We start from the raw sequence: 20042 nt of genomic DNA, 5'->3' as shown, positions 1-20042 counted from the left end.
GGGGAAGCGGTACCGCTTATAAATCGTATCAGGCTTATCGGAAAACCTGGTAAAAGACAAAATATATTGAATAAATACTATTCACATGAAAAAAAGAACAGCCTCTTATAAGCTGGCAATTATCCTTGCCGTATCCTTATGTGCAAATTCGGCCCGAGCGCAATTGACCTATCCTCCGGAAACACAAAAGTGGGATGCAGACCAGCTGGGTAACCATCGTGCAGTGCTTCAGGTAAACACCGATCAGAAAGAGGTGCAAGTGACTATTCCCTGGCGAAATCGCTGGGTTGAAGCGAACCAGCAAATTATTATCGTCGACAGTGCCAGTAATAAGCAGATTGCCCCCAGTTCTTATCTTTGGATGAACACGGAATCTGGTGGATTACGGTTTAAGCCAGTTTCAGGAAAGGGCGTTTACTATGTCTATTATTTACCCTATCAGATGGGGGGGCGCAGCCGCAATTATCCGGATGCAATTTATCTTAAAAATGCCGTTTCGGCTCCAGCGAAAGTTGTGCAGCAGGAGGCTGGAAACTCCAAAGGAGTTACTGTTGCACGTTTTGATGCCGTCGATAAATACAATAGCAATGATCCGATGGAAATGATCGGTACAGTGGCAGAAGTCAATAGCTTTGTGCGCAGAAATGGAAATACGGATTATTATCTTTTTCCAGAATTAAGAGAATTTCCGATTAAAATGGAAAGCAACCTTCCACAACGCTGGCTTATGAAAGGTAAATCCACGAGTAAGTTGGAAGGAAAGGGCCAGAAAGGTGAATTTTATGCCTTTCAACTTGGCTTATGGTCTCCAAAACAGGAACTCCATGACATCCAAATTTCTTTCTCGGATTTTAAAACAAATGATGGGGCGATGATTTCGGCGAATAACCTGAATTGTATCAATACCCAAGGTACTGACTATACTGGAAAGTCAATGACATTACAGGTTGACGTACCGAAGGATAAGGTTCAGGCATTGTGGTGTGGTATTCAGATACCGGAGAACATAGCAGCAGGAACTTACCATGGTGTAGTCACGGTGAAACCTAAAAATGCAGCAGCGAAACAGGTTAATGTGGAAATACAGGTTTCAAATGCTTCAGGAGAGGTATCCAGTGTTGATCAACCTTGGAAAATGACGCGGCTACCCTGGCTCAACTCAACATTAGCGCAAAAAAATACGGTAGTTGCACCTTATACAGCGATTGAATTAAAAGCGGATTCCACCTTACACATTTTAGGGCGCGAAGTGAAACTTCATGCGAGTGGTTTTCCAAAACAGATCAGCACGTTCTTTACGCCCGAATTGACCGAAATATCGTCCAAGGCGAATAAGCTCTTATTTGAACCACTCCATTTTCATTTCTATAACGCTTCAGATGGCAAGGAAATTCAACTTAAAGCAAGTGGGATCCAATTTCAGACGAAAAGCGAAGGTGAATATCGCTGGACGGCCAAAAACGAATCTTCCGATCTAACGATGGAAGTCGAGGGTACATTGGAATTTGATGGTTACATGCATTATGTGGTCAAGCTGACGGCGCTGAAGGATCTGTCTTTAAAAGATGCCACGATGCATATTCCCATGATGCCCGATAGGACGGATTATTTTATGGGACTAGGGCAAAAAGGAGGAAAGAGACCTGATCAGCTTTCCTGGAAATGGGATGTAGCACATAAAAATCAAGATGGAGGTTGGATAGGTGCTGTGGATGCAGGGCTACAGTTTTCACTGCGCGATGAGCATTATTCGCGGCCGCTCAATACGAATTTTTATCTTCAAAAGCCTCTTGTGCTGCCGCAGTCCTGGGGTAATGAAAATAAAGGGGGGATCGATATCGGTCTGAAAGGAAAATCCGTTTTGGTCAATAGTTATAGTGGAGCCCGTGAACTGAAAAAAGGCGATGTGCTCTATTACAATTTTAATTTATTGATTACGCCTTTTCATCCGATCAATACGGAAGCACAGTGGAATGAACGGTATTATCATGCCTACAAGCCCGTTGATTCTGTTGTTGCGAGTGGTTCCAATGTGATCAATATTCACCATGGAAATGAAATAAATCCTTACATCAATTATCCATTTATTGCGACAAAAGAAATGAAGCAATATATCGACCAGGCGCATGATAAGGGGTTAAAAGTGAAGATCTATAATACAGTGCGTGAGGTATCAAATCGGGTTTATGAGCTCTATCCATTGCGTAGTCTGGGCACTGAAGTGTTTTCACCTGGAAAAGGAGGCGGATATTCCTGGTTACAAGAGCATGTGGGTAAAAATTATATCGCAGCATGGTATGTTCCCCAATTTAAAGACGCGGCGATTATCAATAGTGGAATGAATAGGTGGCACAACTATTACGTCGAAGGCATGAATTGGTTGGTAGACCATATTGGTATTGACGGGATTTATCTGGATGATGTTGCCTTCGATCGAGTCACCATGAAAAGAATAAAGCGTGTGCTGACAAAAAATGGAAAACCAGGGCTGATCGATTTGCATTCGGCAAATCAATATAATAAAAGCGATGGGTTCAATAATAGTGCAAATTTGTATCTGGAGCATTTTCCGTATATCAATAGGCTGTGGTTTGGTGAATACTTTGACTACGAGAATAACAAACCTGATTTTTTCCTTACCGAAGTGAGTGGCATTCCGTTTGGTTTAATGGGCGAAATGTTACAGGATGGAGGAAATCCGTGGCGGGGTATGCTTTATGGAATGACCAATAGGATGCCTTATCAGAAATTGACGCCCGCTGACTTATGGAAGGCCTGGGACCAATTTGGCATCAAAGGAAGTAAAATGATCGGGTATTGGTCGCCAAATATTCCGGTTAAAACCGATAATGATAAGGTTCTGACAACCGTCTATAGCCGTGCCGGTAAAGCTATGGTAGCTATTGCCAGCTGGGCAGAGCGTGATGTTGCGGTAAAATTGGCTATAGATTGGGAAAAATTGGGCATTGACCCCGGAAAAGCGAAACTATCTGCACCACTCATTCCTAATTTTCAAAATGGAGCACAGTATAAACCAGGGGATACAATTGCGGTAGAAAAAAATAAGGGTATTTTGTTAATTATTGAATAGCAGCAATGTACTCCGATAGTGAAAATTCTATCATAGGGTCTTTGTCAATGCAAACAAATAGCCTATGGTAGATTCATTCACGTTGATTTGAAAGGACCTGACGCAATGTCTGTATTGCGGATTGCATTCGTTGGCAGATGGATATTGTATCAGGGATACTTTTGAAATTATGAAATTTTTAATTAAAACACGAATGAAAAAGTGGATTATGCTCTGGGCCATGGGCAATTGCGTGCTTGGTGTTTTTGCGCAGCATCCGGCAAGGGTGTCAGAAGTTAAGAAGCGTTATACAACCTATCCATTTACGGATCCGGATCCAATAGCCTCAGCCCAAAAATTGTACCCTTATTTCCGTTTCGACGGTTTTACGAATACCGCGGTTGAAAAGGATTGGAATACCGTGATTTTGGAAAACGATTACATTCGGGTACAGGTGATGCCCGAGATCGGTGGGAAGATTTGGTCAGCTTATGATAAAGTGAATAAACGGGACTATATTTACAACAATGGCGTTGTAAAATTTCGGGATATTGCGATGCGGGGTCCGTGGACAAGCGGTGGTATCGAAGCTAATTATGGGATTATAGGACATACGCCCAACACCTCTACACCGGTCGATTATCTTACACGGGAGAACGGGGATGGAAGCGTAAGTTGCTTTATCCACGCTTATGATATGTTGAGCCGCAGTAACTGGACTTTAGAAATTAGACTGGAAAAGGACAAAGGTTATTTTTCAACACGTTCTTTCTGGTCTAACGCCAATGCAGTCGAACAACCTTATTATACCTGGATGAATCTGGGCGTCGCAGCAGGACAAGATCTGAAGTTTTTGTATCCTGGAAACCACTATATAGGGCATGACGGTGATGCACATGCCTGGCCTATTGATAACCAGGGCAGAGACCTATCTAATTATAAGGAAAATGCTTTCGGTAGTTCTAAATCGTACCATGTATTGGGTGCACACAGTAATGCTTTTGGGGTTTACTATAATGATCATAACTATGGCATGGCCCGTTATGCGCTCCGTGAAGATAAATTAGGGAAGAAGATATTTCTTTGGTCTCAGGCTGGAGATGGGAAGATTTGGGAGAATTTATTGACCGATGAGAGTGGGCAATATGTGGAAATCCAAAGTGGGCGCCTGTTCAATCAAAATGTTCCTTCGAGTAGCTCGACTCCGTTCAAGCAACTTGGTTTTGCTCCCTACCAAAGTGACAGCTGGACGGAATACTGGATGCCATTTTCAGGAATAGGCAAACCGAACGATATTCAACTATCGGCAGCGATCCGGATGAAACAGGAAAACGATCAGATTCTATTGGATATTGATCCGAAGCGACCTTTGAACGATAGTATCTATGTGCTTGATAGCGTAGGTGTCGTATTAAATAGAAGTTTTATTGTGGCTAAATTGGGTGAACCTACAAAATTCTCTTTGCAGGTAGCTGCTGTATCAAAACCGAGTTATCTTAAATTGGGACAGGATTATTTTAATCTCAGAACGGATGAATCTTGGTCAAAATTGAATAGACCCACTGTCATTTCAGCGGAAGTAAGCTCAGATACCAGTCAGACCAAATTATTGGAGATACGTGACCTTATTCGCTTTAGGCAATATACACTAGCGGAAGTCAAATTACAAGAATTGGCTCAGCAAGCGCCTAGTTCGCAGGCCTATCTTGAAATGGCCAAGCTGGCCTGGTTTAAAATGAATTATCAGCAATGCTATACCTATGCCCGGCAGGCATTGGCTATGGATGCTTATGATGCTCAGGCAAATTATTACTATGGTCTAGCTGCGATCAAACTAAAAAAAGAGAATGATGCCTTAGATGGTTTTGAAGTCGCTTCATTAACCCCGGCTTGGCGAAGTGCTTCGTATGTACAAATGGCCAAATACTATTATCGGATCAAGCAATATGATCGTACGGAGAATTATAGCGCAAAAGCTTTGATTGCCAATCCGCTCAACATCGACGCTTTGCAGATGAGCTTGTTGGTACAACGCAAAAAAGGGGGCATCATAGATACTCTTTCCCGTCGGACCATTCTCCAATATGATCCGTTTAATGCCTTTCTCCAATTTGAAGAAAAGAAGGCCGTTTCGTCCAGGCAGGAGTTTGCGTCCGAAAAACGGATGGAGCTGGCGATATGGTATGCGGACCTTGGCGAGTTTGAGTCTGCGGCCGATCTGCTCAGTTCGGGGCAGAAGAATACGGAAGCCTTACTTTGGCTAGCTTGGCTGACACGATCGAACAAGTCGATCAGTCAGGGCTGGTTGACGCAGGCAGAACAAAGTAAACCCAATTTTGTCTTTCCTTTTCGAGAAGAAAGTAATGGTGTATTTGAATGGGCAAAGGATAACAGCAAAAGCTGGACTATCGATTACCTGTCGGCATTATTGTACCGTTTCAGAAATCAAGCCCAAAAAGCAGAAGAACTCCTGTCAAGCGTGGAGCAGGAGCCAACAGATTTCGCGGCCTATTATGCATTGAAATCAAGCTTGCAAGATACAAGCCGTAATGACCTGGCTGTACAAATGATGGAGCAGGCAACACGAGTAGATCCACAAGAATGGCGATATGGACTACATTTGGTGGAGCTCCTAAATAATAGTAAGTCTTATGAAGAGGCACTTCGGGTAAGTGCGGCATATCATCGCAAATTTCCAAAAAATTATATACTAACACTGGCACATGTACGTACTTTATTGTTAGCTAAAGCTTATGCGCGCTGAGGAAGAATTAGGGGATGTGACCATACTTCCCTTTGAAGGAGCGACAGAAGGCCATCGGTATTATGTGCAGACCAAATTAATGTTGGCTTACCAATTTATCTTGGAGAAGAACTATAAAAAGGCAAAGTTGAAGATTGCGGAATCGAGGTTATGGCCGATAAATTTGGGCGTTGGTGAGCCTTATGCCGAGGAAAAAAATGAACTATTGGCTGACTGGCTTGAGCAGCAGGTGCAGCAAAAAGATAAGCAAGGGAATAGTGATCTTCTGAAAAAAATTGTCCACAGTAAACCATCAAAAAACAGGTATGAGCTGATGCTTCGTCAACGTGCAGAAGAGCAGTTAAAGCTGTCGAACGGGGAGGAAGCTGTGAAGCGGGATGATTTAAAAGGAATGAGTCTGTCGGATCATGACCTTGTAAGTCAGATTAAGGCGGGGGACCTTGCAGGCTATTGGCCTATATTGATCCGAAAAATATATTTTGAACAAGATCAACGGTTGTTCTGATGACTGTAAGGGGAATGAGATGGATGAGTTGTCATAAAAGTAAAAAGTCGGGATGGCCGGATTTGAACCGACGACCTCCAGCACCCCATGCTGGCGCGATACCGGGCTACGCTACATCCCGTTTATTCTGATCGAACGGCCGCTATGAATAGGACCATGATTAAGAATAATTTTTGGTAGCGCTAAAATAATAATTATTGACAAAAAATAAAATATAATTACGAAAAAGCGCCATTCGATTTTTAGAATGGCGCTTTGTGTACTACGAGATGCTGCTTAGAACTTATAACCGACCATAATGCCGATTGTTTTATTTTTTGCATCTAAGGTTTTGTCTACACTCGTAAAACCGTGGCTATAATAAGCATCTAAGGTGAGGTGACTGATGTCTACACCAATACCCACACGACCATCAAATGAAAATTTCTTATAATCGGTATTTGCACTCGACTTGACTGTTTTAACATCATAGTTTAACTGAGGGCCCAATAGTCCCCGGAGGTTGAAGTCGCCATTTTCCAAAAATTTATACCCTACTTGAAGGGGAAGATTGATCTGATAAAATTTAGGCGTTTTCTGTCCGTTTTCGAAGTTATATGCTTTGCGTAAAAGACTGGCACCGATTCCAGGCTGAAAGAATACACGATCTCCAATACGTGCAAATCCTGCAACTGATACGCCAACTTTGCCGTTATTATCTTTGACAGACTTATTGCCAAAGGAACTCATATGATAATTGCTTCCGACTTGCAGCCCATAAGTGATGTCCTGTGCCTGTGTAGTACCTGTTAATCCCAATAATGTCAATCCCAGCAGGGCTACTTTGAATGTTGTTTTCATTGTCAAATTATTTTTGTTATCAATTGTATATTGTTCTTTCCTTTATGACAACGGAAAAACTGTATACCCTTAGAAAAAAAATATTTTATAAAATAGATGACTTACCTTTAGTGATAAAAATAGCTTTTCTATACTTCTTCTCGGGTGAATCCCATTTTTCAGATGGGAAATGGACTGTCCTTGTTGTCGTATTGATATGAAAAGATTTCAGAATAGGTTCGACTTAGGGATTTGCGATCACCTGATTCAGGTCATTGAAGCTGATAAAAAAATGAAAAATTTGTAAGGGTAACAATCTATTAGGATGTCTTACTAATAGAGCGGATTATTTAAACAATAGAATTGATCAATGTCGGAAAATAAAGAAAAGAATTTTGAGCAGCTTTTTCGCACACATTACAAGGAGTTACATCGTTATGCCTATCGATATCTAGGTGATAGTGATGTGGCGGAAGAGGTTGTGCAACAGGTGTTTTTGCGGCTTTGGGAACGCGATTGGGAGGAGCAGATACATACTTCATTAAAAGCTTATTTATATCGGGCTATTTATAATGAAAGTATGAATGTGTTAAAAAAGGAGCAACGAAAGCTAAAATATCAATCACATGAGCAGCATAGACAGGATTTTGCGCCTGCAGTTGATGAAAGTACACGGGATTTGGACGAAAGGCTCCAGATTGCCTTGGCGGAATTACCCGAAAAAAGTCGGACGGTTTTTGAGTTAAGCCGTTTTCAGGAAATGAAGTATAAGGATATCGCAGTAACCTTGGATCTGTCGATAAAGACTGTTGAGGGACATATGAGTAAGGCGCTGCGACATTTGCGTATTGAACTTGTGGATTATTTAACATTGATTATTTGCTTTCTTATCTATAGGCTATGAATAAGGAACTGTTAGAAAAATATATCGTTGGTGAGACCAACGAGGTAGAGAATACCATGATAAAAAATTGGTTGGAAGAAGATGCCAACAATAAGGAGGAATACATAAAAATGAAAAAAATGTGGGATAGTTTGCCGAAACCCCTAGATGTTCCTGATGTGGATGTGGATAAGGCTTGGGCTGACTTCAAAGTGGTACGAGATAAAAGAGCGTCAGAAGCTGCGTCGTTACCCCAAAAAATGACTCCTGTGAAGCAATGGAGCTGGTGGCTCGCCGCGAGTATCTTGATACTCTGTGCAGTAGGATTCTATGTATTTGATCAGTCGCATCGTGAAGAAATGTTTCTTTCGAGCAGGGATCAAGTGCGCCAAGATTCCCTTCCTGATGGCTCGGTTGTTACACTAAATAAAAATACATCGCTGGCTTATTCAAGTCGTTGGACCAATAAAAATAGAAACGTGACCCTGGAAAGAGGGGAAGTGTTTTTCCAGGTTCACAAGGATAAAAAGCACCCCTTTGTCATTGAAACAGGTAAAACCAAAATCACGGTATTGGGCACAAGTTTTAATGTGCGACGGATACCCGATGCGACGGAAGTTATTGTTGCTACAGGATTGGTCAAAGTGGGGTATGCAAATAAGGAAGTCTTTTTGCGGCCACAACAAATGATTACGATCCGGGACAGGGATACGATAAAAGTAGGAAAGGAACCTGTCAAAGATCAGTTTTATAAATACTATGTGGATCGTGTGTTTGATTTTCAGAATACCCCATTGAAACGTGTTGTCGAGGTGCTCAATCAAGCTTATGATTATACGATTATTGTAGATCATTCTCCTGATCAGAAATTGTTATTGACAGCAAAATTCGAACAAAATAGTTTAACTGAAATTTTGAAAGTCATTTCTAGCACATTTGGATTAAAAGTCCATGTGAAAGATAGGGAGATTCATCTGACGAGATGAGCCAACAAATAGATATATTTTCGGAACAAAATTGTATATAAAAACAACATGATACTATTTTTTATAAAAAGGATAGAGCTTTACCTCTTCATTTTAATGCTGTGTTCGTTCCATTCGGGACGAGCACAGCAAAAGCTTGCTGTAGAGATTCAGATGCCTGCTTTTGCGGAGACCACAGTAGGTGAAATCTTTCAGCTTTTGAAAGAGAAGGAAGATGTATTGTTCTCTTTCAATGGAAATATTTTACAGACAGACAGTGTTATTCATACCAAGCCTTTTAAAGGAAATTTGTACGATTATCTAGATGGGATTTTGGGAAAGGAATATTCTTTTAAAGAACTGGGCAGACATATTATCATTCAATATACACCACAACGGATGTCGGTAGATTTTGAAGTACAAACACCCACTAAGAATAAAGTGGTTATAACAGGTTATATCAAGAATATTCGAACCAACCGCCCGATTTCCAATGCGAGTATCTTTGATCGAAATGCTTTACTGTCTACATTGACGGATCAAAATGGCTACTTTGAACTAGATGTAAAGAAAAGAAGTAATCTCATTGCTGTGAATGTGAGTAAGGAAGCTTTTCGGGATACCAGTGTTATGGTGATTTTTCCGATAGAAGCGAAAATTGGAGATAAGAAGACGCGTGATTATGGCTATTTTGAGGGTTATGAAGAAGATCATGGTCTTTATCGATCGTTTTGGGGGCGGGTGTTTCTCTCGCCTGCCCAGAAGATCCAAAGTATGAATTTAGGAGGAATGTTTTTGTATAGTCCATACCAAATTTCGATGACACCGGGATTAAGTACGCATGGTTTTATACGCTCGCAAATTGTGAATAAATTTTCCATCAATATCATTGGTGGATCTACGGCGGGCGTAAAAGGTATGGAACTCGGTGGCGTATTTAATATCAATCAATACGATATGCAGGGTATGCAGATGGCTGGGGTGTTCAATGCGGTGGGCGGAAATGTGCGTGGAGTGCAGCTCGCTGGTGTAGGGAACCGTGATTTCGGAGGAATGACGGGGCTACAAATGGCAGGCGTTTTCAATGGCGTAGGTGGAAATGCAAGTGGGGTACAGATCGCTGGCGTGGGAAACCATGTTGTCGGGCATGTAAAAGGTCTGCAAATCGCGGGTGTTTTCAACAAAGCAGATACGGTGAGAGGAGTTCAGATTGCCGGAGTTGTAAATTTGACGAAAGAAGCGTCGGGAACGACACAGCTTGCCAGTATACTTAATCATAGCGAATCGACTGTTGGAAATCAAATTGCAGGCCTCGCCAATAAAGCAAAAAAAGTAAAAGGAATTCAATTGGCCGGTATCGTCAATATCGCGGATAGCAGCGATTATCCCATTGGTCTGCTCAATTTTATTAAAAATGGCGAGAAAAGTCTTTCAGTAGCAATTAATGAAGATAGCTACCTCGGACTGCAATTTCGTTCAGGTGGTCGTGTACTTTATAGCCTATTATCGATCAATGTGGCACCTGAAGGTAATCGACCTGATAAATATGCCTTTGAAGCTGGGTTAGGAGCTGTAGTGCTCAATGGGGCTAAATTCAGTCTCCGCACTGAAATAACAGCGCGTAATCTTCTGACCGAGAAATTTAAAATGCTGGATAACCATCAGTCCTCGCTGCGGGTAATTCCGGCCTTTAAACTAAGTGAGCGCATGTCTATATTTGTCGCTCCCAGCCTTAACTATGCAGAAAGAGATGAGAATTCAATTTATGGTGGCAGTACGGTGTGGAAAGCTTGGCGAAGAGACCGTACACGAAATACATTTTATGGCGGTGGAATGGCAGGTCTGATGTTAAAATTATAAAACTGAAAACTATTTGTTAATAGTGTTGTTCTATAGATAGCTTTTAAACATTTAACATTTTACGTAAACGCCCAATATCAATTTGATAGCGGGCGTTTATCTTTGTATAGCTGATTGGAGAACATTGTTTAAGCGACTGTCGCAGTCTTTAATACATTACGGTAAGGATAAGAATGGAAGATGTGTCTGCGGGCAAATCGACCTAAAGAATCTGCGTTGACAAATTTAATATAGTCATTCCGCTGAACACCAAAATATTCATATTGACTACCATCGTGAAAAGTGACTGTCAATATTTGTCCTTTCCAGTCAATATCCTGAATACCCGAATTGGTAATTGTCTCCGTGTAGATTGGTAACTGTTGCTCTAATGTTTCCGGACAAATGCTTACCAGAAAATGGTATGCTTCTATCATTTCAACACTTTTTTGCTCTGCAGCCAAACGACCTTCTTCATCATTGACAAATTTATCGGGATGACATTCTTTCATGATTGTCCGGTAAGTAGATTTTAGGGTTTTAAGATCCACAGATTTATCTACATTAAGTAACTTCCGGTAGTCGGCAATTTTTTTCATGGCGGCAAAGATATGCTTAATAATCAGATTATTCGCTATGAAATAAGAAATTTTCTTATTTCTTCAACAAGGTTTTTACATAGAGTTGCTCGACCTTCTCTCTTGCCCAAGGTGTTTTCCTTAAGAAAGTTAGGGATGATTTGACGCTCGGATTTTCATTGAAGCAACGGATGGATATGCGTTGTCCCAACTCTTCCCAGCCATAATACTCCACTAAATATTCAATAATGGTGTCGAGTCTTTTTCCGTGTAATGGATTATTAATTTGTTCTTGCATGTCGTAAAGATAATAATCTTCAAATTATGGATTATGCTAATTTCTATGGTTTGAATGAAAATGGAACAGAACTTAGTGTGTATTAATATTCATTAAGTTGTGTGGCCAGCTTTTCTAGATCTAAATTGAGCTGTTCGTCCCAAATTGCTCCCGTAGCATCCAGCTTTCCTTTGACTCCTTGTATGAGTAGATTTCTTTTTTCGTCAATTTGAGCTCCTAATCCCTGCAGGATACGCTGTAGTTCGACATGCGCTGTTTCGCCTTGCGCAGCAGCAGTAATGATACTAACGGGCTTATCGGTGAAAACCGTCGTTGCGGCGCACCATTCAAGTAGATTTTTTAATCCACTGGGTACACTGAAAATATATTCAGGGCTGCTGATCAATACTAAATCGGCGTCATTGATTACCTGGCGAAGTGCAATAATTTCAATAGGTGGATGAGATTGGCTCTCCTCTGGATCAAAATGAGGCAGTTCTTTAAGACGATCAAATAGGGTGAAATGGATATCGGCATTGATCTCCTGTTGGAGGTGATTTACAATATGATGATTGGATGAATGTGCACTGGCGCTACCAACAATGGCAAAAATAGTTTTCATGTGAGTTTAAATCTAATCAACGGCTGTATACTGCTGCTGAGTTTTTACTTTTTATATTCTTAATTTAGGAACTAAATTACACTATTCAATTCAAACGATTGACTTTGTTCTTCGCTTCAATGTAATTTTTCGTTTCTTTCTCCTTTTACCGATTAAGTTTATACTTTTGGAACTGAGGACTTATATTAGCCTTTTTTCGGATTATATGCTTTATTATGAGAAATAAAATGGGGTACCGCTTATTGTGGGAACGTATTCGTACTGGAGACGAAACGGCTTTCTTTGACCTATATGCGGCACTCTATCAAGAGCTTGTCAATTTTGGAATACGTACATGTGGCGATAATGACCTGGCAAGTGAAGCAACCGATCAGGTATTTGTGAAAATTTGGGAAAAACGAGAACAGCTTGACCGGGTCGAAAATGTACAGTCCTATCTCATTACTTTTTTAAAAAGACGTATTCTGCGTTTGCTGGAGAAACAACATAAAATAAATACAGCCCTTCAACATGTAAAAGCTGAAGATGATTGGGTGGAGATGCCCTATGAGGAGTTTGTCATCAAAGTACAGACGAATGAAATCATACAGATCCGTTTGAAAGAAGCACTGGAGAAGTTATCATTTCGTCAAAAACAGCTGGTGAATCTCAAGTTCTTTGAGGGATATTCGTATGAAAAAATCTCAGAAATTACACAAATGTCTGTAAAGACAGCCTATAATACGCTTTACGATGCTTTGAAAATCCTACGGGAAGAGTTAAAAGATATTTAAGTTTAACCTGTTGTGGTTCCTTTGCAGATCCAATAATCGTTTAGCATGCGCTGAAAACTATTACAGAATGCTATTCTTGTATTCTTTATTTAAAATAAAAATCTGAATTTCAGTGTTTTATGAAATATTTTAAATTTTCTTTAGGCAAAAGAACGTCTTTTGGGCACTATAGAGTAAATACCCAAAAGAATGAGCCAAAAAGATTATAAACAGTTAGAAGATTTTTTGATTGACGATACTTTTCAAAAGTATTGTTCGGGAGAAGATAAAAACTGTATTCTGTACTGGCAACAATATAGCCTGAACCATCCAGAACAAGCGGAGACGATTCTGAAAGCCAAACGCCTCTATCAACTCTTGGTTGGCAATCGTCGACCTGTGAATGAGCAATTGGAAAAATTGAAGACAGATCTGCAGAATGTTCCAGTGGAGCATCAGGCATCCTTTCGGTTTAACTGGCCCAAATGGGCAGCCATTGCCGCTGTACTTGTTGCATTGGTATCGGGCGGAGTTTGGTATTATGCTCAACCCGGTAAAGTTGATTCCTCATTGCCAATAAGCGCAATCGGCCAAGTGTATCAAACAAAAAATGGGGAGAAAAAGACCTTCGAATTAAGTGATGGAAGTACAGTAACGCTAAATTCTGCGAGTAAATTAGAGTTGTCCGCAGATTTCAATCAGGAATTGCGTGTGGTGCGGCTTGCTGGTGAAGGCTATTTTCAGGTAGCAAAGAATAAGGAGAAACCTTTTGTGGTACAGGCAGCTGATTTTGATATCAAGGTACTGGGGACAACATTCAATGTAAAGAGTTATTCTGATGAACCTACAGCAGAAGCATTGCTAGTGGAAGGCTCTATTGAGATGACGAGCAAAGGGCAGCGTGAAAATTCTGTTGTCATAAAACCGAATCAAAAAATCACGATCTTTAAGAATCAAACTGAAGTAGCAATCGCTCGTAAAACCAATAAACCAAACGCGAGCAAATTACCGATTAAGGAAATTGCCATAGAGAATATCCCTACAATAGAATCCAATACAGCTGAAATACCAGACATTGCGTGGCGTGAAAATAGATTAGAAATCGTGGACCAAGATTTTGAATCACTTCGTAGAACACTGGAACGTTGGTATGATGTGGATATACAAATCCAAAATGATCAATTAAAACAATATCGCTTTACGGCAACCTTCAGCAAGGAAGGTATTGTTCAGGTATTAAGTGCTTTACAGGAAGTTGAACCTTTTAAATTTAATGTATATGGGAAAAAAATAACTATATCAGAAAAGTAAAAAGGATGGTGGACCAACACCATCCTTCATTGAAAAAATGATTAACCAAAAGCAGCAACATTGGGGCGTGCTGCTTAATATTAATTTTAACCAACACTAAAATATGATTAAAAATTGCTTATTGCAAATGCGCAATGGATATATTGTGCATTTTAGATTCATTATCCGGATGAAACTAGCCTTAATTATGACTACGTGTGCTGTTATGAATGTTTCGGCAAATGTATTTTCCCAACAAAAAGTCTCCTTGGATGTCCAAAAAACAAAACTGAGCAAGGTACTTAAAATGATCGAAGAGCAAAGTGATTATTACTTTGTCTATAATTCGACGAACGAAAATTTAAATAAAGAAGTGTCAGTCAATGCGAATAATACCAAGGTATTGGATGTATTGGCTAAGCTTTTCAATAAAAGTGGATTGGTTTACTCCGTTTCTAAGGAAGGTCTTGTGGTTGTCAGTCAACAACAGCAGGTAGCTGTCGCAGGTGTCGTCACGGACGATAAGGGCAATCCCTTAGCTGGTGCCACGGTACGTGTTAAGGGAACCGCGGTGGGGCGGGCAACAGATATCAATGGACGTTTTACGATCGATGCGGCAACTGGAAACACCTTGATTATTTCTTTCGCAGGTTATACTTCGCAAGAAGTCGCCGTCACCAAAGAGGGGGATCTGAAAATTGTTTTATTGGAAGACAATCGGATGCTCAATGAGGTTGTTGTGACGGCATTGGGTATGAAGAAAGAGAAACGCTCGTTGGGGTACTCTGTTACGCAGGTTGCCGGTGAATCACTAACCACAGCCCGTGAAAATAATGTGATGAATTCACTTGTCGGAAAGGTGGCCGGATTGGATATCAGTTCTACATCTGGTGGGGCTGGAGCTGCGTCCAATGTGACCATCCGTGGGGTATCAAGTTTGAACCAGACAAATCAGCCATTATACGTAATCAATGGTATCCCCATGGAAAGTAAACCAGTAGGAATTGGAAATGCTAATTCCAAGGGAAACTCAGGAAGCCAATGGGATAATGCACCCGATCTTGGTGATGCGATCGGCAATATCAACCCAGACGATATTGAAAGTATTTCGGTTCTAAAAGGTGCGGCAGCATCAGCATTATATGGCTCAAGAGCGAAAGCTGGTGTTATCCTCATTACGACAAAATCAGGTAAAGGTAATTCGATCGATTTCAATAGTAACCTTGTTGCCGAGCAGATCATTGACAACACCAATTGGCAAACAGTGTATGGTCAGGGGGCGAACGGTGAGAAGCCAACAACCCAAGCAGGAGCGGCCCAAGTGGGCGGATCGAGCTGGGGAGCTAAATTGGACGGTTCTCCCGTAGTCCAATTTGACGGTGTATCAAGACCATATTCATTACAAAAAGGGAATTTAGATAGGTTTTATCGTACGGGTTCAACATGGACAAATACGCTGGCATTAAATAAATCATTTGATGGCGGCTCTATCCGTCTGTCGGGAACAGATGTCAATAACAGATCTGTTGTTCCAAATTCGGGACTGAAAAGACAGTCGTTTAATTTGGTCGGACTTTTTGAACCACTCAAAGGTTTGACGATTGATGCGCGTTACAACATGATTTTGGAGCAGGTCAAAAATCGTCCAATGGTTTCTGACGGTGCAGGAAACGCCAATTACAACGTTATGTTTTTGCCAACGAGCATTAATGTCAATGATTTGAAGCCATGGAAGGATGGCAATGGAAAAGAGATACTCTATAATTCAGGCAATGTGTATGCGACCAACCCTTGGTTTGCTGCAAATGAGTTTATCAATAACACCAATCGTGACCGCTCCATAGCCTCTGTTACGGCTAAATATACGATGGGCAACGGTTTGTTTGTTCAAGGAAGAGCGGGACGGGATGGCTATACTGATCATTATAAAAATGTATTGCCTTCTGGTACGGGTTATTATGAAAATGGTAAAATCGCTGAACAAGAAACCAAATTTGCGGATATTAATGCGGATGTTTTGGTTGGTAAGTCATTCACTTTCGGTGATTACACCCTGACGCCTAATCTCGGAGCGAGTTACAGAAATACTAAAATCAGACAAACGACAAATTTGGGTACCGACTTCGCGATATTCGGTGTTTACAATATTTTGAATGCAAAAAATAAATCGGTAGCGTATCTCGAAAGCGAATCGGAGACACAGTCTACTTACGGTACCTTAGAATTTGCTTATAAAGATGTCGCCTATCTGACAGGTAGTTTGCGCTCTGACTGGTTTTCTACGCTAGCAACTCCGGGCGTGGATAATAAATTGAACTCGGTTTATCCAGCAGTTTCGGGATCATTTATCTTTTCAGAATATCTAAAGCCATCGTGGTTGAGTTTTGGAAAGTTGAGGGCAGGTTTTGCTCAGGTAGGGCAGGCAACAGATCCTTATCAAACCTTGCTAACCTATAATTTTAGAAGCGAGGTACTCAACGGTCAACCGTTAGGGGTTATTAACAATGTGAATATCCCGAACTCTTCCTTGAAAGCTTCTACAGCAACAGAGTTGGAAATTGGAACGGAGTTGCGTCTTTTTAATGATCGTGTAAACTTGGATCTAACCTGGTATAACAAGAAGTCGAAAGATGAGATTTCTTTTATCACAACCCCTTCAGCAAGCGGGTACGCCGGTGCCGTACTCAATGCCGGAAAGATGCAAAATAAGGGATTTGAAGCGTTGATTTCTGCTACTGTTGTTAAAACCGAAGATTTTAAATGGGTGTCTTCATTGAATGGTTCTTACAACGACAATAAAGTGATTTCATTGGCTGAAGGAATGGACGAACAGACGGTAGCAACGTCCCGTTCGGGTGTAGGTTACTTAATGAATAAAGTTGGTATGCCTGCTTTTCAGATCATGGCTTTCGATTATAAGTATGATAGCAATGGCGAGATCGTAAAATTGGCTGACGGTTCTCCTGACCGGGGTGAGTTAAAGTCTTATGGTTCAGCTATGAATAAATGGTTTGCAGGTTGGAACAATGAATTTAACTACAAAAGGTTTAATTTCTCTTTCTTGATTGATGGAAAGTGGGGTGGAAAGCTTTTCTCAGGAACAGACTACTACGGTTACATTTTTGGATTGCATCAGGAAACTGTGGCAGATCGTGAAAGCTTGGGTAGAACAGCCTCTACTTATTATACCAATACAGCGAATAATGTATCCAAGATATTTGTAAACAGCGCTGATTTTGTAAAGTTGAGACAGGTCGTTATGGGGTATACTTTCCCTTCCAACTTATTCAATAACAAAGTTAAGTCAATTACGGTAAGTGCTGTAGCGCGCAATCTCTGGACGATCATGAAGAAAACAAATAACATTGATCCAGAATCGAGCTATAATGCAACTTTCCCGGGTTTAGAACTCGGCGGTGTTCCAGCAGTGCGTACTTACGGTGTTAATTTAAGTGTTAAATTCTAATTGCAAACAATCATGAAAAGATATATTAAACCGGTATTTGTTAGTTTAATGGCGGCTACATTATTTATGGAAAGTAGCTGTACCAAAGATTTTGATAAGATAAATACAGATCCAGTTGCTTACGGAAAAGAAAATTGGGATCCAAATTATACATTGAGCTCAGCACAGTTGTTTTACACCGGAAGTTTTGATTTTGCATACGATACATGGCGTGGAAATCTGATTTATTCTTCCACAATGATGCAAGGTTTATCGACCGTAGTGAGTTATTGGGCTGGGGACAAATATATGCTGAATGAAAGTTATACCGCGGCTTATTGGGGGACGGGTACAGTAGGGGCCTATATTGAGCAGGTTCGTAATATTGTGGATGTGGTTGAGTTTACAAAAGACAAACCAAAATATGCAAATCTCCACAATGTCGCCCGTATTTGGAAAGCTTTAATTTTCGCACGCTTAACTGATTTGTATGGCGATGTTCCCTATTCGGAGGCGGGACTGGGTTTTTATACCAAAGTTTATAAACCGAAGTATGACAAGCAGCAGGATATCTATACTGATTTGCTGAAGGAACTGGAAGCGGCTACTGCAGCGTTAAAGGATGATGGTGATAAAGTCACTGGGGATGTTATTTATAAAGGTGATATTGCCAAATGGCGTAAATTTGGTAATTCTCTACTGCTTCGCACAGCGATGCGTTTGGTTAAAGTAGACGAAGCTAAAGCGAAAGAGTATGTGCAGAAGGCTGCGGGCAAGACAATGGACAGTAATGCTGACAATGCATTTATTTTACATGATGAGTCTGGATCTCGGGTAACGCAAAATAGAAATAGCCAAGTTTTATTGGGTGATGGTGGTCAAGAGAATTATTATGTCAAATGGTCTAAAACATTTATTGACTATCTAAAAAGCAATAATGATCCGAGGTTACAAAAGGTAGCTGTCACAAAACTGTATTTATCGGAAAAGGATAAAGGACAGAACGGGAGTTTTATCACAGACCCAACCAAGCAAAAGGGGATGCCTAACGGTAAGGATTTGGGCTCAAATGCGCAGTATAACATCAGTAGCGATCCAAGTTACACGACCTTTGCGGAATATTCTTCGCCCAATCCTAATATGATCAAGCGGACTGGCGCGACATTTATTTTGACCTACGGTGAATCCGAATTGCTTTTAGCAGAGGCTGCCCAACGTTGGGGCATCGGTGGTAGTGCGAGCGACCATTATAAAAAAGGGGTGAAGGCAAGCATTACGTATCTGAATCAATATGATGGTTCCTTGGCAATAAGTGATGCAGATGCCGAGACTTACTTGGCAGCAAATCCATTTAATGCTGCTGATGCCTTAAAGCAGATTAATACTCAATACTGGGCACATACCATAACGATGATGGACTTTTATGAAACTTGGAGCAACTGGCGTAGAAGTGGCTATCCAGCGTTAACTCCTGTGAATTATCCAGGCAATGCAACGTCGGGGACTATTCCAAGAAGATTCCCTTATCCTTCTACTGAAGCGGCTATCAATGGCGAAAACTACAGAGCAGCTTCGGCCGCAGTACCTGGCGGAGACAAGTTGTCTGGTCGAGTTTGGTGGGATAAATAATTACAATGGTTTGTTTTTGATTGAGGCTGAACTTTCGTAGTTTGGCCTCTTTAAACCTTTTATAAAATATGATAAACCTAAAAAATCAATTGCTGTTTGCGATCGCGACTTCCTGTCTTGTTTTTTCATGTAAAAATAATACTGAAAAAAAAGAAGTTGATGCGGTAAAATCAACTTCTTTGTCCGGTACCTATAAGCTTATTGAAAGCAAGACAATTAAAGGGAAGGATACGGTGACCGCTTTTACGGATACCAGTAAAACAGAGATGTTTAAAATGTTCAATGATGACCATTTTTCTTTCTTTAACCACGATAAGGAAAAAGGTAAAGGGAAAGAACCGCTATTTGTAGCCGGTGGCGGTACCTATTCTTTTGATGGTGTCAACTATCAAGAAAGACTACAATATTGTTCAATGCGGGATTGGGAAAGCAATAAGTTTGATTTTAAACTTACTTTAAAAGGAGATACCTTGATTCAAACCGGTGAGGAAAATTTACCTGAATTGGGGGTTAAACATACCATTGTGGAAACCTATTTAAAAGTCAAATAATCAATATTCTTATACCTGGAATTTTAACATCCCTCTTAAGTTTATTTTATTAA

15 protein-coding genes and 1 tRNA gene are annotated in these 20042 nt (G+C 40.7%); 11 read left to right on the top strand and 5 right to left on the bottom strand.

What is annotated here, in order from left to right; translation table 11 throughout:
* The first annotated feature begins 85 nt into the window (after nucleotides 1-85).
* From BGP15_RS09180 to BGP15_RS09170, 3 genes are all read left to right on the top strand, one after another.
* Nucleotides 86-3091: a glycoside hydrolase domain-containing protein gene (locus BGP15_RS09180; RefSeq protein WP_286769297.1), complete on the top strand. Its 3006-nt coding sequence runs from the start codon at nucleotides 86-88 to the stop codon at nucleotides 3089-3091.
* A 193-nt stretch (nucleotides 3092-3284) separates the two neighbouring features.
* Complete coding sequence (locus BGP15_RS09175; RefSeq protein WP_286769296.1) at nucleotides 3285-5834, top strand: DUF5107 domain-containing protein; 2550 nt, start codon at nucleotides 3285-3287, stop codon at nucleotides 5832-5834.
* Nucleotides 5824-6339 carry a hypothetical protein gene (locus BGP15_RS09170; protein WP_286769295.1) on the top strand — a complete coding sequence of 172 codons (516 nt, stop codon included), beginning with the start codon at nucleotides 5824-5826 and terminating at the stop codon, nucleotides 6337-6339. Before BGP15_RS09175 ends, BGP15_RS09170 begins: the two co-directional genes overlap by 11 nt.
* 47 nt (nucleotides 6340-6386) lie before the next feature.
* On the opposite strand, the gene BGP15_RS09165 is transcribed toward BGP15_RS09170, so the two are convergent.
* Nucleotides 6387-6460 (bottom strand) — tRNA-Pro (locus BGP15_RS09165).
* A gap of 155 nt (nucleotides 6461-6615) precedes the next feature.
* On the bottom strand, nucleotides 6616-7179 hold the full coding sequence (locus BGP15_RS09160; protein WP_046674238.1) for a porin family protein: 564 nt from the start codon (nucleotides 7177-7179) through the stop codon (nucleotides 6616-6618).
* A 349-nt stretch (nucleotides 7180-7528) separates the two neighbouring features.
* On the opposite strand from BGP15_RS09160, the gene BGP15_RS09155 reads away from it, so the two are divergent.
* From BGP15_RS09155 to BGP15_RS09145, 3 genes are read left to right on the top strand one after another with little or no spacing between them, the layout of a single operon-like run.
* Nucleotides 7529-8062: an RNA polymerase sigma-70 factor gene (locus BGP15_RS09155; RefSeq protein ID WP_115047582.1), complete on the top strand. Its 534-nt coding sequence runs from the start codon at nucleotides 7529-7531 to the stop codon at nucleotides 8060-8062.
* Complete coding sequence (locus BGP15_RS09150) at nucleotides 8059-9027, top strand: FecR family protein (protein ID WP_286769294.1); 969 nt, start codon at nucleotides 8059-8061, stop codon at nucleotides 9025-9027. The genes BGP15_RS09155 and BGP15_RS09150 overlap by 4 nt, the downstream gene beginning before the upstream one ends.
* 48 nt (nucleotides 9028-9075) lie before the next feature.
* Nucleotides 9076-10866 (top strand): peptidase associated/transthyretin-like domain-containing protein, encoded by a 1791-nt coding sequence (locus BGP15_RS09145; RefSeq protein WP_286769293.1) that lies wholly within the window; start codon nucleotides 9076-9078, stop codon nucleotides 10864-10866.
* A gap of 128 nt (nucleotides 10867-10994) precedes the next feature.
* Here BGP15_RS09145 and BGP15_RS09140 read toward each other — a convergent pair whose 3' ends face one another.
* From BGP15_RS09140 to BGP15_RS09130, 3 genes are all read right to left on the bottom strand, one after another.
* On the bottom strand, nucleotides 10995-11444 hold the full coding sequence (locus BGP15_RS09140) for a KTSC domain-containing protein (protein ID WP_070567345.1): 450 nt from the start codon (nucleotides 11442-11444) through the stop codon (nucleotides 10995-10997).
* A 55-nt stretch (nucleotides 11445-11499) separates the two neighbouring features.
* Nucleotides 11500-11721 carry a VF530 family protein gene (locus BGP15_RS09135; RefSeq protein WP_046674232.1) on the bottom strand — a complete coding sequence of 74 codons (222 nt, stop codon included), beginning with the start codon at nucleotides 11719-11721 and terminating at the stop codon, nucleotides 11500-11502.
* An 82-nt stretch (nucleotides 11722-11803) separates the two neighbouring features.
* Nucleotides 11804-12322 (bottom strand): NADPH-dependent FMN reductase, encoded by a 519-nt coding sequence (locus tag BGP15_RS09130; RefSeq protein WP_070567343.1) that lies wholly within the window; start codon nucleotides 12320-12322, stop codon nucleotides 11804-11806.
* A 215-nt stretch (nucleotides 12323-12537) separates the two neighbouring features.
* Between BGP15_RS09130 and BGP15_RS09125 the strand changes: the two genes are divergently transcribed.
* From BGP15_RS09125 to BGP15_RS09105, 5 genes are all read left to right on the top strand, one after another.
* On the top strand, nucleotides 12538-13095 hold the full coding sequence (locus BGP15_RS09125; protein ID WP_286769292.1) for an RNA polymerase sigma factor: 558 nt from the start codon (nucleotides 12538-12540) through the stop codon (nucleotides 13093-13095).
* 189 nt (nucleotides 13096-13284) lie between these two features.
* A complete protein-coding gene (locus tag BGP15_RS09120) occupies nucleotides 13285-14385 on the top strand; it encodes a FecR family protein (RefSeq protein ID WP_115047588.1) in 1101 nt (366 codons plus the stop codon).
* 103 nt (nucleotides 14386-14488) lie between these two features.
* Nucleotides 14489-17830, top strand: a complete 3342-nt coding sequence (locus tag BGP15_RS09115) for a SusC/RagA family TonB-linked outer membrane protein (RefSeq protein ID WP_286769291.1) — start codon at nucleotides 14489-14491, stop codon at nucleotides 17828-17830.
* A 12-nt stretch (nucleotides 17831-17842) separates the two neighbouring features.
* The gene (locus tag BGP15_RS09110) at nucleotides 17843-19438 is read left to right on the top strand and encodes a SusD/RagB family nutrient-binding outer membrane lipoprotein (RefSeq protein WP_159332819.1); all 1596 of its coding nucleotides are present in this window, start codon (nucleotides 17843-17845) and stop codon (nucleotides 19436-19438) included.
* A 68-nt stretch (nucleotides 19439-19506) separates the two neighbouring features.
* Nucleotides 19507-19989 (top strand): hypothetical protein, encoded by a 483-nt coding sequence (locus BGP15_RS09105; protein ID WP_286752911.1) that lies wholly within the window; start codon nucleotides 19507-19509, stop codon nucleotides 19987-19989.
* The last annotated feature ends 53 nt before the right edge of the window (nucleotides 19990-20042 follow it).

The organism is Sphingobacterium sp. 40-24 (assembly GCF_001899705.1).
GTDB classification, from domain to species: domain Bacteria; phylum Bacteroidota; class Bacteroidia; order Sphingobacteriales; family Sphingobacteriaceae; genus Sphingobacterium; species Sphingobacterium multivorum.
This window is presented reverse-complemented; position numbering and strand designations above follow the sequence as displayed.